Annotated in this window: 12 protein-coding genes and 1 rRNA gene; 7 read left to right on the top strand and 6 right to left on the bottom strand. The window is 68.0% G+C overall.

Features of this window, described 5'->3' with window-relative positions; translation table 11 throughout:
- Positions 1–2 precede the first annotated feature (2 nt).
- Positions 3–117: ribosomal RNA gene (gene rrf, locus AC5P8J_RS12510) — 5S ribosomal RNA — on the top strand.
- Between the two features lie 297 nt (positions 118–414).
- Here the strand turns inward: rrf and AC5P8J_RS12505 are convergent.
- The 3 genes from AC5P8J_RS12505 to hemH all read right to left on the bottom strand — a co-directional run bounded on the left by AC5P8J_RS12505 (position 415) and on the right by hemH (position 4,624).
- The gene (locus AC5P8J_RS12505) at positions 415–2,520 is read right to left on the bottom strand and encodes a methyl-accepting chemotaxis protein (RefSeq protein ID WP_021204699.1); all 2,106 of its coding nucleotides are present in this window, start codon (positions 2,518–2,520) and stop codon (positions 415–417) included.
- Positions 2,521–2,810: 290 nt separating this feature from the next.
- Positions 2,811–3,665 carry an alpha/beta fold hydrolase gene (locus tag AC5P8J_RS12500; protein ID WP_019661775.1) on the bottom strand — a complete coding sequence of 285 codons (855 nt, stop codon included), beginning with the start codon at positions 3,663–3,665 and terminating at the stop codon, positions 2,811–2,813.
- Positions 3,662–4,624, bottom strand: coding sequence for a ferrochelatase (gene hemH, locus AC5P8J_RS12495; protein WP_019661774.1), 963 nt, complete (start codon positions 4,622–4,624; stop codon positions 3,662–3,664). Before hemH ends, AC5P8J_RS12500 begins: the two co-directional genes overlap by 4 nt.
- A 165-nt stretch (positions 4,625–4,789) precedes the next feature.
- Here hemH and AC5P8J_RS12490 point away from each other — a divergent pair, with 165 nt between their 5' ends.
- From AC5P8J_RS12490 to tatC, 4 genes are all read left to right on the top strand, one after another.
- The gene (locus AC5P8J_RS12490; RefSeq protein ID WP_019661773.1) at positions 4,790–5,680 is read left to right on the top strand and encodes a lipid-binding SYLF domain-containing protein; all 891 of its coding nucleotides are present in this window, start codon (positions 4,790–4,792) and stop codon (positions 5,678–5,680) included.
- A 75-nt stretch (positions 5,681–5,755) separates the two neighbouring features.
- Positions 5,756–5,983: a Sec-independent protein translocase subunit TatA gene (tatA, locus tag AC5P8J_RS12485; protein ID WP_026347229.1), complete on the top strand. Its 228-nt coding sequence runs from the start codon at positions 5,756–5,758 to the stop codon at positions 5,981–5,983.
- 15 nt (positions 5,984–5,998) lie between these two features.
- Positions 5,999–6,460: a Sec-independent protein translocase protein TatB gene (tatB, locus tag AC5P8J_RS12480; protein WP_019661771.1), complete on the top strand. Its 462-nt coding sequence runs from the start codon at positions 5,999–6,001 to the stop codon at positions 6,458–6,460.
- Positions 6,457–7,206, top strand: coding sequence for a twin-arginine translocase subunit TatC (gene tatC / locus AC5P8J_RS12475; protein ID WP_058979271.1), 750 nt, complete (start codon positions 6,457–6,459; stop codon positions 7,204–7,206). Before tatB ends, tatC begins: the two co-directional genes overlap by 4 nt.
- A gap of 85 nt (positions 7,207–7,291) precedes the next feature.
- On the opposite strand, the gene AC5P8J_RS12470 is transcribed toward tatC, so the two are convergent.
- The 3 genes from AC5P8J_RS12470 to AC5P8J_RS12460 are packed head-to-tail and all read right to left on the bottom strand — an operon-like array spanning position 7,292 to position 10,806.
- Positions 7,292–8,203: a BPSS1780 family membrane protein gene (locus AC5P8J_RS12470; protein WP_019661770.1), complete on the bottom strand. Its 912-nt coding sequence runs from the start codon at positions 8,201–8,203 to the stop codon at positions 7,292–7,294.
- 49 nt (positions 8,204–8,252) lie between these two features.
- Positions 8,253–8,999, bottom strand: a complete 747-nt coding sequence (locus tag AC5P8J_RS12465; RefSeq protein ID WP_134732171.1) for a glutamine amidotransferase — start codon at positions 8,997–8,999, stop codon at positions 8,253–8,255.
- Positions 8,971–10,806, bottom strand: a complete 1,836-nt coding sequence (locus AC5P8J_RS12460; protein ID WP_227853706.1) for a GspE/PulE family protein — start codon at positions 10,804–10,806, stop codon at positions 8,971–8,973. Before AC5P8J_RS12460 ends, AC5P8J_RS12465 begins: the two co-directional genes overlap by 29 nt.
- Before the next feature lie 83 nt (positions 10,807–10,889).
- On the opposite strand from AC5P8J_RS12460, the gene glyQ reads away from it, so the two are divergent.
- Both glyQ and glyS read left to right on the top strand, forming a co-directional pair.
- Positions 10,890–11,801, top strand: a complete 912-nt coding sequence (gene glyQ / locus AC5P8J_RS12455; protein ID WP_019661767.1) for a glycine--tRNA ligase subunit alpha — start codon at positions 10,890–10,892, stop codon at positions 11,799–11,801.
- Positions 11,802–11,874: 73 nt separating this feature from the next.
- On the top strand, positions 11,875–13,950 hold the full coding sequence (glyS, locus tag AC5P8J_RS12450) for a glycine--tRNA ligase subunit beta (RefSeq protein WP_227853707.1): 2,076 nt from the start codon (positions 11,875–11,877) through the stop codon (positions 13,948–13,950).
- Positions 13,951–14,125: the final 175 nt, after the last annotated feature.

Here is a 14,125-nt window from a genome sequence, read left to right as displayed (position 1 = left end):
TCCCTGGTGAAATTAGCGCTGTGGAACCACCCGATCCCATCCCGAACTCGGAAGTGAAACGCAGCTGCGCCGATGGTAGTGTGGCTCAAGCCATGCGAGAGTAGGTCATCGCCAGGGTTTACACCCAAAACCCCGCTGCTCACGCAGCGGGGTTTTTCTTTGTGCGTAGCAAACGCCGGTAGTGCCGGCCGCTGGCCGGCAACCCGATGGCGTTACATCGCCCGGTAGATCCACGCCATGCGTGGATACCCCCTGCGAGGAGCAGCGGTGCCAACCAAGGTTGGCCGCTACCAACAGCAGGCCCACACAGCAATCGGTTGCCGGCCAGCGGCCGGCACTACCAGGGGCAGGTCACGCATAAAAAGACGGCGCCCTGCGGGCGCCGTCCTCATCCACTCGCTTGGCAGACCCTGATCAGGCGGCCCGCGGGACCTCGTGTGCTTCCTGCTGGCGGAAGACCGACACCGCTTCAGTCAGCGTCCCAGCCTGCGACTGCAGCTCACGTGCGGCAGCGGTGGCCTCCTCCACCAGCGCCGCATTCTGCTGCGTGGCCTGATCCATCTGCACCACGGTCTGGTTGATCTGCTCGATGCCAACCGACTGCTCCTGAGATGCCGCCGAGATCTCGTGCATCAGGTGGCTGACATTCTCAACGCCCCCGACAATGCCCTGCATCCGCTGGCCCGCATCGGCCACCAGCTGGGCACCTTCGCCCACCTGGCGACCCGCCTCATCGATCAGCTTCTTGATTTCCTGTGCGGCGGCGGCGGAGCGCTGCGCCAGCACGCGCACCTCGCTGGCCACCACCGCGAAGCCGCGGCCCTGCTCGCCGGCACGGGCGGCCTCCACTGCCGCGTTGAGCGCGAGGATATTGGTCTGGAAGGCGATGCCATCGATCACGCCAGTGATGTCGCCGATCCGCTTCGAGGCTCCCTCGATCGCCTGCATGGTGTCGACGACTCGCTGCATGGCGACGTTGCCGTCGCTGGCGGCGCTCTGGGTGGTGATTGCCAGCTGGCTCGCCTCGCGCGCATGGGCAGCGTTCTGGCGCACGGTGGCGGTCAGCTCTTCCATCGAAGCGGCGGTTTCCTGCAGGTGCGCTGCCTGGCGCTCGCTGCGCTCGGACAGCGCGCCATTGCCCGCAGCGATTTCGCTCGCAGCGGTGCTGATCGAGGACGCGCACTGCTGGATACGGCCCACCATGCGCGCCAGCTGGCCGGCGGTGGCGTTGGCATCGCGCTGGATCGCGGCAAAGGCGCCGTGATACTCACCATGCATGCGTCGATCGAGGTCGCCGCTGGCCAGCGCCGAGAGCATCTGCCGCACCTCGTCAACCGTACTGCCCAACGTATCCAGCAACTGGTTGATGCCACCGGTGAGGCCATCGAGGAAGCTGGCACCTTCGGTTGCCTGCAGGCGCTGGTCGAGGTCGCCGGCGGCGGCGGCCGCGACGATGCCGGCGACGGCGTTCTCCAACGCGAGCTCATGGGTACGGTCATGCCACTCCACGGCGAAGCCCAGGCGCACGCCCTGTGCGTCGAAGACCGGAGTAACCACCTGTGCGAAGTGCACCGGGCCGATCTGTACCTTGCCGTTGTGGCTGACCTGCAGGCCATTGAGGATGGCGCGGATCCGGTCCGGGTTGGCGTGGAAGCGATGGATGCTGCTACCGACCAGGCGCTCGGCATCGAAATCGGGGAAGGCCTGGCGCAACGTTGCCTGCTGGTTACGCAGCAGGGCCACCACCGAGCGGTTCACGTAGCGGATCACGTGATCGTTGTCGGCAATCATCATCGCGGTGCGCGAGGCATCGAGGGCCTGGCGGATCTGCGCGTTCTCGGCGTGTGCCTCCGCTTCGCGTCCACGCTGGGCCTGCACATGGCGTGCGGTGTCGGCCAGCGCATGGGCCAGCGAACCTGGTGCGTAGGCGGTGGTGTCAGCATGTGCACCAAGATCGGCGCCGGTGGCGATGTCGCGCGCCAGCGCGGCCAGCCGGCGGGGACCGTGGCCGAGTGCTTCGGTCTGCTGGCGGAGCCGCAGTGCGACCTGGCCAAGGAACAGGGTCAGGCCGGCCAGCATCGCGGCCTGCAGCAGCGCCGGCCACAGCGCAGTACCGTCCAGCAGCGGTGCCAGCAGGGAGAGCGTACCGACGCCACCGGCCAGCCACACCGGAAGGCGATCACGGTGGCCCAGCAGCACGCCCAGCAGCAGGGCAATCGGCAATGCCGGTGACAGGCTGATGATCGCGCACAACACGGCCAGCTGCAGCGACAACAGCAACGCCAGACCGTTGCGGGCGACGGCCCGGCCCGCCTGGGGGCCGCCCAACCACGCGGCTGGCAATACGGCGACGGCCGCCAACGCGGCGGCTTGTGCCTGCGGCCCACGCAGCGCCAGCACCAGGGCAGCCATAGCCAATATCCCGCTGCCGATCAGCAGGCGGCGGTCAGCGCGGCGCGCGAGCTGCTGCAGATGCGGCAGGCGGGCGGTATCGGGGGGACGGGAGGATGCAACGGACATCGGCGACTCCTGGGTCAGCTAAAGACAACGGCCACGCCGCAACGCACGCAGCAGGGCGTGACGAGGGCGGGTGCCGGGAATTCGGGGAATGCGACGCGATCAGCGACGGGCAGACGTGGCACCGTGGCCACATCCTGTGGATGACGGTGCAGCAGAGCGGGCATGCGGACTTCCTTGCAGGACCAGACACACGCCGCAGGCCCGACCGGGTCCGCGTGCGGCGGGCGCAGGGGCCCGCAACTGATGTATCGGCCGCAACTGCGCGGAGTGAAGTGCGCGGACGCCGCGACTCAGCCGGCGTTGTCGTTGCTGAAGAAGTGCAGTATCACGTCTGCGATCTGTTCCGGGTTTTCCATGTGCAGGTGATGGTTGCCGGGAAACACCGCCAGCCGCCCGTTGCGCAGGTGCTGCAGGCGCTCGCTGCGCATCGGCTCGGGGTAGTAGGACTGCGCAGGCGTGGCATAGATTACCTGCGTCGGGCAGGCGATGGCCTGCAGCAGGTTGTCGATCTGGCCTTCGCTGAGGCGGATCGCGGTGGGCAGCATCAGCCGCGGATCGCTGCACCAGCGGTAGCCGCCCTCGACCGGTTCCACGCCCCGCTCGACCAGCAGCCGTGCGCATCCTTCGCTGAGCTGGTTGGTCATCATCCGCGCACGGATCGGCGCGGCCAGGTCAGGGAACACGCGCAACTGCTTGCGTGCCAGTCCCCGCGTGGCGTTTACATGTTCACGCAGACGGTTGGCCGTTTCTTCCTCGGGGCCACGCAGGCCGCCCAGTGCTTCGATCGCCACCAGCCGCTCGACGCGGTCGCTGACCGAGGCGGTGAGACTGGCGATGCCGGCGCCCATTGAATGACCGAGCAGACTGAAGCGGTCCCAGCCCAGCGCGTCGGCGACATCGAGTACGTGGCAGATCGCGGCGGCCGTGGTGTAGCTGGCACCGGCCGGCAGGTGCGCGCTGTGGCCATGCCCGGGCAGGTCGATGGCCACCAGCTGCAACGGCGACAGGTGCGGCGCCAGCGGCACGAAGCTGGCCGCATTGTCGAGCCAGCCATGCAGGGCCAGCACGCGCGGGCCGTCGCCGTGATTGCGCAGGCCGGCGACGCGCGCGCCACCGACCTCCAGTTCAAACGGCTGCAGACTCATGCCAGCGAGGCCACGGCCAGCCGCGCCAGGGCGCGAGCGTGTTCCGGATCGGCGTTGAGGCAGGGGATGTAGCGCATCGTCGCGCCGCGCTCGGCCAGCGTCTCGGTGAAGCCCAGCGCCACTTCCTCCAGCGTTTCCAGGCAATCGGTGGCAAAGCCCGGGCAGACCACGTCGATCTGCTTCACGCCGGATTCGGCCAGCGCCCACAGGCTGGGCTCGGCATACGGCTGCAGCCAGCGCTCGCGGCCGAAGCGCGACTGGTAACCCATCTGCCAGTCGTCCCTGCCCAGACCCAGTGCGTGGGCGATGGCCTGCGCGCTTGCCTCGCAGCGCTGCGGATACGGGTCGCCCGCGTCGGCCAGGCGCTGTGGGATGCCATGGAAGGAGAACATCAGTTTCCGGCCGCGACCGTGCTGCTCCCAGTAGCGGCGGATCGATCCGGCCACGGCCTCGACCCAGCCTGGATCGACCGAGTAATCGCGCACCAGGCTGACGGTTACGCCTGGGTTGCGGCGCTGCCACGCATCGACGCGGTCTTCGACCGAGGCGGTGGTGGTGGTGGAGTACTGCGGGTACAGCGGCAGCACCACGATGCGGCGCGCGCCGTCGGCTGCCAGGCGGTCGAGCTCGCTGGCCAGCGCCGGTTCGCCGTAACGCATCGCATGGCGCACTGTCAGGGTCGGCAACAGGGCCTGCATGGCCTGCGCCAGCTGGCGTGTATGCACCATCAGCGGTGAGCCGTCGGGCAGCCAGACCTGGGCGTACTTGGCCGCCGAACGACTGCTGCGCAGGGGCAGGATCAGTCCGCGCAGCAGCGGCTGCCACAGCAGTGGCGGGATCGCGACCACGCGGCGGTCGGACAGGAATTCGGCCAGGTAACGGCGTACGGCGGGGGCCGTCGGCGTCTCGGGCGTGCCTAGGTTGACCGCCAGCACGGCGGTATCGGGTGCGTCGAGCATGGGCGGTATTGTCGCCGATCCGGCGCCGTGCCGGGATGCAGGGTTCGGATTGCAGGCATAGCGCGCATCAATGTGAGCAGGGAACGCTCATTGGGGATTCATGACAACGCTACTAATTTCAGTCACTTGCTATATCTTCCTATGGACTGACTTCTGGAGCCTGCCATGCGTCGCCCGATCCAAGCCCTGCTGATCGCCGCCAGCCTGCTGTCCAGCCAGGCCATGGCCGGACCGCAGGAAGACCAGCGTGCGCGCAATGCCGTGCGCGTGCTTGCTGAAATCCAGGAAATCCCCGAACAGGGCATTCCGGACAAACTGCTCGACGAAGGCCGCGCGGTCATCGTCATTCCCGACACGATCAAGGCCGGTCTGGTCATTGGTGGTCGTCGTGGCCACGGCCTGATGTCGGTGCGCATGCCCAACGGCGCCTGGTCCAATCCGGTGTTCGTGAAGCTGACCGGCGGCAGCATCGGCTTCCAGGCCGGCGTGCAGTCCTCGGACGTGGTGCTGGTGTTCCGCAACGACCGCAGCCTGGACAACCTGGTCAATGGCAAGTTCACGCTGGGCGCCGATGCCGGTGTCGCCGCCGGCCCGGTCGGCCGCAATGCCGCCGCTGCCACCGACGGCCAGCTGAAGGCCGAGATCTGGTCCTGGTCGCGCGCGCGCGGCCTGTTTGCCGGCGTCGCGCTGGATGGTGCGGTGCTGCAGATCGATGATGCCGCCAATCTGGATGCCTACGGCAGCAACACCACGCCGCGCATGATCTTCGAAGGCCGCGCTGCCGGTTCGCCGTCGATGGATGTGGTGGCCTTCCGTGACCGCCTGGAAGAGGCCACCTACGCTGCACGCAGCAACCGCAGCGGCAACGGCAGCGCACCGCGTCCGGCAGCGGCCCCGGCGGTTGCGCCGGCGCCTGTTCAGGCAGCACCGGCCGCCCCGGCGGAAGCCACCACGGCGCCGCTGCAGAACGTGCCGCAGACCCCGCCACCGCAGCAGCAGGGCTTCCAGCCGGTCAATGACGGCGAAATCCGCACGGAAACGCTGGGCGGGAACTGACTTTCGTCACGCGCGCCGGCTTACAGCCGGTGCGCTATGCTCGACAGCCTGATCACTAACGTAACGAGCGTCTTTATGGGCAGTTTCAGCATCTGGCATTGGTTGGTCGTGCTGGCCATCGTCCTGCTGGTGTTCGGCACCAAGCGCCTGACCAGTGGCGCCAAGGACCTCGGCTCGGCGGTCAAGGAATTCAAGAAGGGCATGCGCGACGACGACAAGCCGAACGCGCAGCTGGGCGACGAGTCGCGCAGCCAGGATGCCTCGCGCACCGTGCAGGACGAGCACGACCGCAACCCACGCTGATCCGGAGCGGTCGCGGTGTTCGATATCGGCTTCAGCGAACTGCTGGTGATTGCCGTGGTCGCTCTGGTGGTGCTCGGTCCCGAGCGCCTGCCCAAGGCGGCCCGCTTCGCCGGCCTGTGGGTGCGTCGTGCCCGCAACCAGTGGGATTCGGTGAAACAGGAACTGGAGCGCGAACTGCACGCCGAAGAGATCAAGCGGCAGATGCAGGACGTGCGCCAAGGCATGCAGGACACCGAGAACCAGCTGCGCGCCAGTGGCGAAGCGCTCCGTCGCCAGGCCCAGCAGGCGCGGCAGCAGGGCGACGATCTGGCGCAGGAAGTGCGAGCACCGGCGCAGGCCGATCTGCCGCCGCACATGATTGCCCAGCCCGGCGTGGACCCACCGGCCCAGGCTGGCGCCGTTGCCGGGGCGGCTGCAGACGCGCCCGCTGAAGCAGCCGCGACACCGCCGCCGCAGAGCACGGAGCGCCAGCCATGAGTGAACAGGATTTCGGCGAAAGCTCGCTGGTCGAGCATCTGGTGGAACTGCGCGGCCGCCTGGTGCGCGCATTGCTGGGCCTGGGCGTGGTGCTGCTGGCGCTGCTGCCGTTTACCCAGAAGCTGTACAACGCACTGGCCGAACCGCTGGTGTCGCAGCTGCCGAACGGGCAGACGATGATCGCCACCAACCCGGCCGGCGCCTTCTTCGCCCCGCTGAAGCTGACCTTCTTCGTCGCCCTGTTCGTGGCGGTGCCGTGGCTGCTGTACCAGTTGTGGGCGTTTGTTGCCCCGGGCCTGTACGCGCGTGAGAAACGCCTGGCCGTACCGCTGCTGGTGTCGTCGGTGCTGCTGTTCTACATCGGCTGCGCCTTCGCCTACTTCCTGGTGCTGCCGGCGGTGTTCCACTTCCTCACCACCTTCAGCCCGGACGTGATCGCGATCACCCCGGATGCGAACGCCTACCTGGATTTCGTGCTGGCGATCTTCTTCGCCTTCGGCGGCAGCTTCGAACTGCCGGTGGCGATGGTGATCCTGGTGCTGCTGGGCTGGGTGACGCCGCAGCAGTTCAAGGAAGGCCGTGGCTACGCAATCGTCGGCATCTTCGTGGTAGCCGCAGTGCTGACTCCGCCGGACGTGGTCTCGCAGCTGATGCTGGCGATCCCGATGTGCCTGCTGTACGAGCTGGGCATCCACGCCGCGCGCTGGCTGGTGCCGTCGTCGGTAGTGAAGAAACCCGCCGCGTGATGCGGTAGCGCCGGGCCATGCCCGGCGTGCGGGGTGCGATGTGATGCCACCGCCGGGCATGGCCCGGCGCTCCCGGTGGGACCGGTCAGGCGTGGAACACGTCGCTCGAGGTCGGCGTGGTCGGGATCGGCGGCGCTGCACGGCTGCCGCGATGCACGAACATCTGCTTCCACGCGGCGTAGACCGCACCGACGTACAGCGGCATCAGCACCGTGGTCAGTACCAGCTGGGCGATGAAGGCCGCAGCCAGCGGACCACCGATCAGCATTGCGATCTGGATCACGATCACGAACAGGATGTACATGCAGAACGCGGCGATCAGGCCGAGTGCGGCGAACACGATCATCGCGCCGATGTTTTCGATGCAGCCCTGCAGGCTCAGGCGCAGCGCATGCATGCCGCTCTGCTTGTCGAACACCACCAGCGCCGGCTGGGTGAACATCGCCAGCGACAGCGCCACCGCGCTCAGGAACACCAGCAGCATCCACAGCGCAATGCGCTTTGCCGGCAGGTTGGCGACCAGCGCGGCGGCATCGTCCGGCTTGATCTGCTGGCCACTGCGGCTGATCTCTTCCATCTTGGTCATGACCTCGCTGAAGGCGGTGAAGCCCTCGCGACCGATCATCATGAACAGCAGCGCGCCCAGCAGCAGTACCGCCAGCACTTGGATCGCCAGCGGCACCAGCAGGTGGCTGACGCGGTGGTCGCGGATCGGCTGCAGCAAGTGCGAGGCCAGGCCCGGGCGGCCTTCGTCGATCTCGCCCACGGCGTAGAGCATGCCGCCGAACATGATCGGCGAGATGGCCAGGGTCATCAGCTGCACGGCCATGCCTGCCGCGCCGGGAATCAGCGTGGACAACAGGGTGACCAGCCAGCTCACCAGCAGCCAGGCCAGGCCGATCCGGGCCAGCTGCAGCGGCGCACGCCGGTACAGGGAGAACGTATCCAGCAACCACTGGGCGCCCGCCGAAGCCGGCAGCTTGCGAATCTCTTTCATGGACATCCGGGAGGGACAGGAGGGGCCGGGCGGCTGCCCGTGCCGCCGATTATCCCTGTTTTGCCATCGGCTGGGCTGAAGACAGCCGCGCCTGGCGCACGAAACGGCGCAACAGCTGGCGGGCCAGCGGCGCGGCGCTGACTGCGCGCTCGATGGTGCGGGCGCAGCCGCCGTGGCGACCGATGCAGTCGGCGCGGGCACGCACGTAGCCGCGCATGTGGTGGGTGGCGAATTCCGGATGGAACTGCACCCCCCAGGCGTGGCGGCCCCAGCGGAATGCATGGCAGCCATCCAGCGGCGAGCGTGCCAGCACCTGGGCACCCTCGGGCGCACGCAGCACGGTCTGCAGGTGGGTGGCGTGGGCGGCGAAATGCTGCGGCAGGCCCTGGAACAACGGGTCCTGTGCCGCCTGCGGCTGCAGTTCCAGTTCGATCGTGCCGGACTCGCGGCCAGCCGGGTTGTAGGCCACCTCGCCCCCCAGCGCATGGGCCAGCAACTGATGGCCATAGCAGATGCCGAACACTGGCAGACCGGCGTGGGCAGTCTGGCGCAGCCATGCGGCGCTACGCTCGCTCCAGTCGGCGTGGTCGGTGACGAAGGCGGCCGAGCCGGTCACCAGCACGCCAGCAAAGGCATGCGGATCGGGCAGGGCATCACCGTGTTCGACATCGACCACCACCGTCTCGTGTTCTTCCAGTCCGGCGGCGACGCGAATCCAGTGTGGAAAGCGCCCATAGCGGCGCAGCGGCGGCACCGGTCGGCCGGTTTCAACGATCAGGAACGGGGCTGGATTCATCCGGGGGCGGCAGTACTGACAGGACTTCCTCGATTGTAGTCAGCCCCTGCGCCACCTTTTCAAGCCCGGCCTGGCGCAGGGTCCGCAGCCCTTCAGCACGTGCGGCACGGCTGAAACCGGCCAGATCCATGTCGGCGCGGATCTGCCCGCGAAGCCGCGAGCCCAATGGCAGCAACTCATACAGGCCGATGCGGCCAAGGAATCCGGTGCGCCGGCACTCCAGGCAGCCAACCGGCCGACAGGGCGTGGCGGCATCTGGATATGCGCCATCGCTATCAGCCAGCACCGCCCAGTCGGCAGCACCAAGGGTGTGCGGCTGCTTGCAGTGCGGGCACAGCGTGCGCACCAGGCGCTGGGCGAGGATGCCGTTGAGGGTGCTGGCGAGCAGGTAGTGCGGCACGCCCAGGTCGAGCAGGCGGGTGACCGCCGAGGGCGCGTCGTTGGTATGCAGGGTGGACAGCACCAGGTGGCCGGTCAGCGAGGCCTGGACCGCCATCTGCGCGGTCTCCAGGTCGCGGATCTCGCCGATCATGATGATGTCCGGGTCCTGCCGCAGCAGGGTGCGCACGCCGCTGGCGAAGTCCAGGTCGATGTTGGCCTGCACCTGCATCTGGTTGAACTCCGGCGCGATCATCTCGATCGGGTCCTCCACCGTGCACACGTTCACGTCCGGCGTGGCCAGCCGCTTCAGCGTGGAATACAGGGTGGTGGTCTTGCCCGAGCCGGTTGGACCGGTGACCAGCACGATGCCGTGCGGCCGCTCGACCAGCGCATTCCAGCCGGCGACCTCCTGCGGGCTGAAACCGAGCTGGTCGATGCTCTTGAACGCGGCATCCGGGTCGAAGATGCGCATCACGCACTTCTCGCCGAAGGCGGTGGGCATGGTCGACAGGCGCATCTCGACCTCGCGGCCACCCGGCGAGCGGGTCTTGATGCGGCCATCCTGCGGGCGCCGCCGCTCGGCCAGGTCCATGCGGCCGAGCACCTTGATACGGCTGACCACCGCGGTCATCACCGCTGGCGGCACCTCGAACACCTTGTGCAGCACGCCGTCGATGCGGAAGCGCATGCGGCCCATCTCGCGACGCGGCTCCAGATGGATGTCCGAGGCGCGCTGTTCGTAGGCGTACTGCAGCAGCCAGTCGACGATGTGCACGATGTGCTGGTCGTCGGCATTGACGTCGCCGGTGCGGCCCAGCTCGACCAGCTGCTCGAAGCTGGGCAGGGTGGTGTTGGCCTCGCCGCGGACGTCGCCGCGCGCGCCACGCACCGAACGGGTCACCCCGTAGAACTCCATGGTGTAGCGGTGCAGGTCCAGCGGATTGACCACCGCCAGCTCGATGCGGCGGCGGGTCAGGTGCTGCAGGTCACGACGCCATTCCTGCACCAGCGGCTCGCTGGTGGCCACCAGCACCCGTTCGGCATCCACTGCCAGCGGCAGGAAGCGGTGGCGACGGGCATAGGCGTGGGAGACCAGCGCGGTGACCGCAGCGACGTCGACCCGGGTCGGATCGATGCGCAGGTAGCGGTTGCCGGTGCGTTGGGCCAGCCATTCGGTCAGGCGTTCCAGGGTCAGTTCGCCGCCGTCGCGGGTGGCCAGCTTGAGGTTGGACAGCAGCACCAGCGGGTGCACTTCACTGGCATTGCGCGCGCCCTGTGCAGAAAACCGCATGCGCTCGCCCTCGTGCTCGGCGACCAGGCCGTCGGCCAGCAGCGCCGCACCCACCTGCTCGAAATGCAGGCGGCCCCACGGCAGCGGGACGCCGCCTGGCTCGCCGGGCGTGCCCACCGGCAGCCGATGTTCCATCTGCCTGCTCCTCCCGGGTACGGAATGCCCCGCAGGTCGGCCGTTATACTAGCGCACCCCCTTGCCGGCCAAGACTCGTACGCATGTCCGCGACCCCGACCGTTCCGATCACCTTCCAGGGCCTGATCCAGACCCTGAACCAGTTCTGGGCCCAGCAGGGCTGCGTGCTCATCCAGCCGCTCGACCTGGAGGTGGGTGCCGGTACCTTCCACCCGGCCACCTTCCTGCGTGCGATCGGGCCGGAAAGCTGGAATGCGGCCTACGTGCAGCCGTCGCGGCGCCCGACCGATGGCCGTTACGGTGAGAACCCGAACCGCCTGCAGCGCTACTACCAGTACCAGGTGGCGATGAAGCCGGCGCCGGACAACATCCAGCAGTTGTACCTGGATTCGCTGAAGGCACTGGGCATCGATCCGCTGGTGCACGACCTGCGCTTCGTCGAGGACAACTGGGAATCGCCGACGCTGGGCGCGTGGGGCCTCGGCTGGGAAGTCTGGCTCAACGGCATGGAAGTGACCCAGTTCACCTACTTCCAGCAGGCCGGTGGCCTGGAATGCCGCCCGGTGCTGGGCGAGATCACCTATGGTCTCGAGCGCCTGTGCATGTACCTGCAGAACTGCGACAACGTCTACGACCTGGTCTGGACCTACGGCCCGGACGGCCAGCCGGTGACCTACGGCGACGTCTACCACCAGAACGAGGTGGAGCAGAGCACCTACAACTTCGAATACGCCGACGTGGAAGAAATGTTCCACCGTTTCGACGCCTGCGAGCGCGAAGCGCAGAAGCTGGTGGAAGTAGGCCTGCCGCTGCCGGCCTACGAGCAGGTGATGAAGGCCAGCCACACCTTCAACCTGCTCGATGCGCGCCGGGCGATCAGCGTGACCGAGCGCCAGCGCTACATCCTGCGGGTGCGCGCACTGGCCCAGGCGGTGGCCAAGGCGTATTACGAACAGCGCGAGAAGCTGGGCTTCCCGGGCGCGAAGAAGGCCTGAAGGCCGCGCTCTCCCCCTTACTCCGGGGCGCCGGACGCGTCGCGCGCTGCGCCCCCACCACAGGATTGAAACGATGAGCCAACTGTCCCCCCTGCTGATTGAACTGGGCACCGAAGAGTTGCCGGTCAAGGCGCTGCCGGGCCTGGCCCAAGCCTTCTTTGACGGTGTTGTCGAAGGCCTGCGCAAGCGTGGCATCGCGCTGGAACTGGGCGATGCGCGCCCGCTGTCCACCCCGCGCCGCCTGGCCGTGCTGCTGCCGGGCGTCGGCCTGGAACAGCCGGAACAGCACAGCGAAGTGCTGGGCCCGTACCTGAACATCGCGCTGGACGCCGAAGGCCAGCCGACCAAGGCCCTGCAGGGCTTCGCCGCCAAGGCCGGGATCGACTGGACCGCGCTGGAGAAGACCACCGACAACAAGGGTGAGCGCTTCGTGCACCGCGCAGTGACCCCGGGCGCGAGCACCGCCAGCCTGCTGCCGGAGATCCTGCGCGAGGCGATCGCGGCGATGCCGATTCCCAAGCCGATGCGCTGGGGCGATCACGCCTGGGGTTTCGCGCGCCCGGCGCACTGGCTGGTGCTGCTGCACGGTGCCACTGTGGTCGAGGCCGAACTGTTCGGCCTGCAGGCCGGCCGTGTCAGCCGTGGCCACCGCTTCCACCACGACCAGGCCGTGTCGCTGGCACAGCCGCAGGACTACGTTGAAGCGCTGCGCGCCGCGTTCGTGCTGGTCGATCCGAGCGAGCGCCGCGCACGCATCGTCGCCGAGGTCGAAGCTGCCGCAGCCAAGGCCGGTGGCAGTGCCCGCATCACCGAGGACAACCTGGAGCAGGTGGTGAACCTGGTCGAATGGCCGTCGGCAGTGCTGTGCAGCTTCGAGCCCGCGTTCCTGGCGGTGCCGCAGGAAGCGCTGATCGAGACGATGGAAATCAACCAGAAGTTCTTCCCCGTGCTGGATGCGGCCGGCACGCTGACCGAGAAGTTCATCGGCATTGCCAACATCGAGTCGAAGAACGTGGCCGAAGTGGCCAAGGGCTACGAGCGGGTGATCCGCCCGCGCTTCGCCGATGCCAAGTTCTTCTTCGACGAGGATCTGAAGCAGGGCCTGGTGTCGATGGGTGAGGGCCTGAAGACGGTGACCTACCAGGCCAAGCTGGGCAGCGTGGCCGACAAGGTGGCGCGCGTGGCCGCACTGGCCGAAGTGATCGCAGCCCAGGTCGGTGCCGATCCGGCGCAGGCCAAGCGGGCTGCCGAGCTGGCCAAGAACGACCTGCAGTCGCGCATGGTCAACGAATTCCCGGAACTGCAGGGCATCGCCGGCCGCCACTACGCCGTGGCAGGTGGTGAATCGGCCGAGGTTGCGCTGGCCATCGACGAGGCCTACCAGCCGCGCTTCGGTGGTGATGACATCGCGCTGTCGCCGCTGGGCAAGGTGCTGGCCATCGCCGAACGCGTGGATACGCTGGCCGGTGGTTTTGCTGCAGGCCTGAAGCCGACCGGCAACAAGGACCCGTTCGCCCTGCGCCGCAACGCGCTGGGCCTGGCCCGCACGATCATCGAAAGCGGCTTCGAGCTGGACCTGCGCGCGCTGCTGGCCAGTGCCAACGCCGGCCTGGCCGCGCGCAACGTGCAGGCCGACATCGGCGAACTGTACGACTTCATCCTTGACCGCCTGAAGGGCTACTACGCTGACAAGGGCGTGCCGGCCACGCACTTCAACGCCGTGGCGGAGCTGAAGCCCGCCTCGCTGTATGACTTTGACCGCCGCCTGGATGCGATCGGCACCTTCGCCGCGCTGCCGGAAGCCGAAGCGCTGGCCGCGGCCAACAAGCGTATCCGCAACATCCTGCGCAAGGCCGAGGGCGAGATCCCGGCCCAGATCGACCCGGCACTGCTGCAGGAAGATGCCGAGCGCGCGCTGGCTGAGGCGGTCACCGCGGCCATCGATGACACCGGCGCCAGCCTGCACCAGAAGGATTACGTGGCCGTGCTGGCGCGCCTGGCGCGCCTGCGCCCGCAGGTCGACGCGTTCTTCGATGGCGTGATGGTCAACGCGGAGGATCCGGCGCTGCGTGGCAACCGCCTGGCGCTGCTGACGATGCTGGGCGAGCGCCTGGGCAAGGTGGCGGCGATCGAGCATCTGTCGAGCTGACGCCCGTATCGGTAGTGCCGGCCGCTGGCCGGCACTACCGGAACATCGCCGGCGGATGTCCATCGGGATCATCGCCGTCGCCGCACGCGACGTCGGCATCCTCGCGTGCGATCCCGATGATCGCCACAAAGGCGCGTATTTTGACCGCCACTTAACAACCGATCTCCAACGACGT

The sequence above is a fragment of the Stenotrophomonas sp. YJH_SMC_37 genome, from assembly GCF_059370035.1.
The sequence above is the reverse complement of the archived record's forward strand: the minus strand, read 5'-3'. Positions and strand labels throughout refer to the sequence as shown.

Bases quoted from the DNA above. Each gene is read 5' to 3' on its own strand.
- AC5P8J_RS12505 (WP_021204699.1), bottom strand. From the start codon at position 2,520: ATGTCCGTTGCATCCTCCCGTCCCCCCGATACCGCCCGCCTGCCGCAT.
- AC5P8J_RS12500 (WP_019661775.1), bottom strand. From the start codon at position 3,665: ATGAGTCTGCAGCCGTTTGAACTGGAGGTCGGTGGCGCGCGCGTCGCC.
- hemH (WP_019661774.1), bottom strand. From the start codon at position 4,624: ATGCTCGACGCACCCGATACCGCCGTGCTGGCGGTCAACCTAGGCACG.
- AC5P8J_RS12490 (WP_019661773.1), top strand. From the start codon at position 4,790: ATGCGTCGCCCGATCCAAGCCCTGCTGATCGCCGCCAGCCTGCTGTCC.
- tatA (WP_026347229.1), top strand. From the start codon at position 5,756: ATGGGCAGTTTCAGCATCTGGCATTGGTTGGTCGTGCTGGCCATCGTC.
- tatC (WP_058979271.1), top strand. From the start codon at position 6,457: ATGAGTGAACAGGATTTCGGCGAAAGCTCGCTGGTCGAGCATCTGGTG.
- AC5P8J_RS12470 (WP_019661770.1), bottom strand. From the start codon at position 8,203: ATGAAAGAGATTCGCAAGCTGCCGGCTTCGGCGGGCGCCCAGTGGTTG.
- AC5P8J_RS12465 (WP_134732171.1), bottom strand. From the start codon at position 8,999: ATGAATCCAGCCCCGTTCCTGATCGTTGAAACCGGCCGACCGGTGCCG.
- AC5P8J_RS12460 (WP_227853706.1), bottom strand. From the start codon at position 10,806: ATGGAACATCGGCTGCCGGTGGGCACGCCCGGCGAGCCAGGCGGCGTC.
- glyQ (WP_019661767.1), top strand. From the start codon at position 10,890: ATGTCCGCGACCCCGACCGTTCCGATCACCTTCCAGGGCCTGATCCAG.
- glyS (WP_227853707.1), top strand. From the start codon at position 11,875: ATGAGCCAACTGTCCCCCCTGCTGATTGAACTGGGCACCGAAGAGTTG.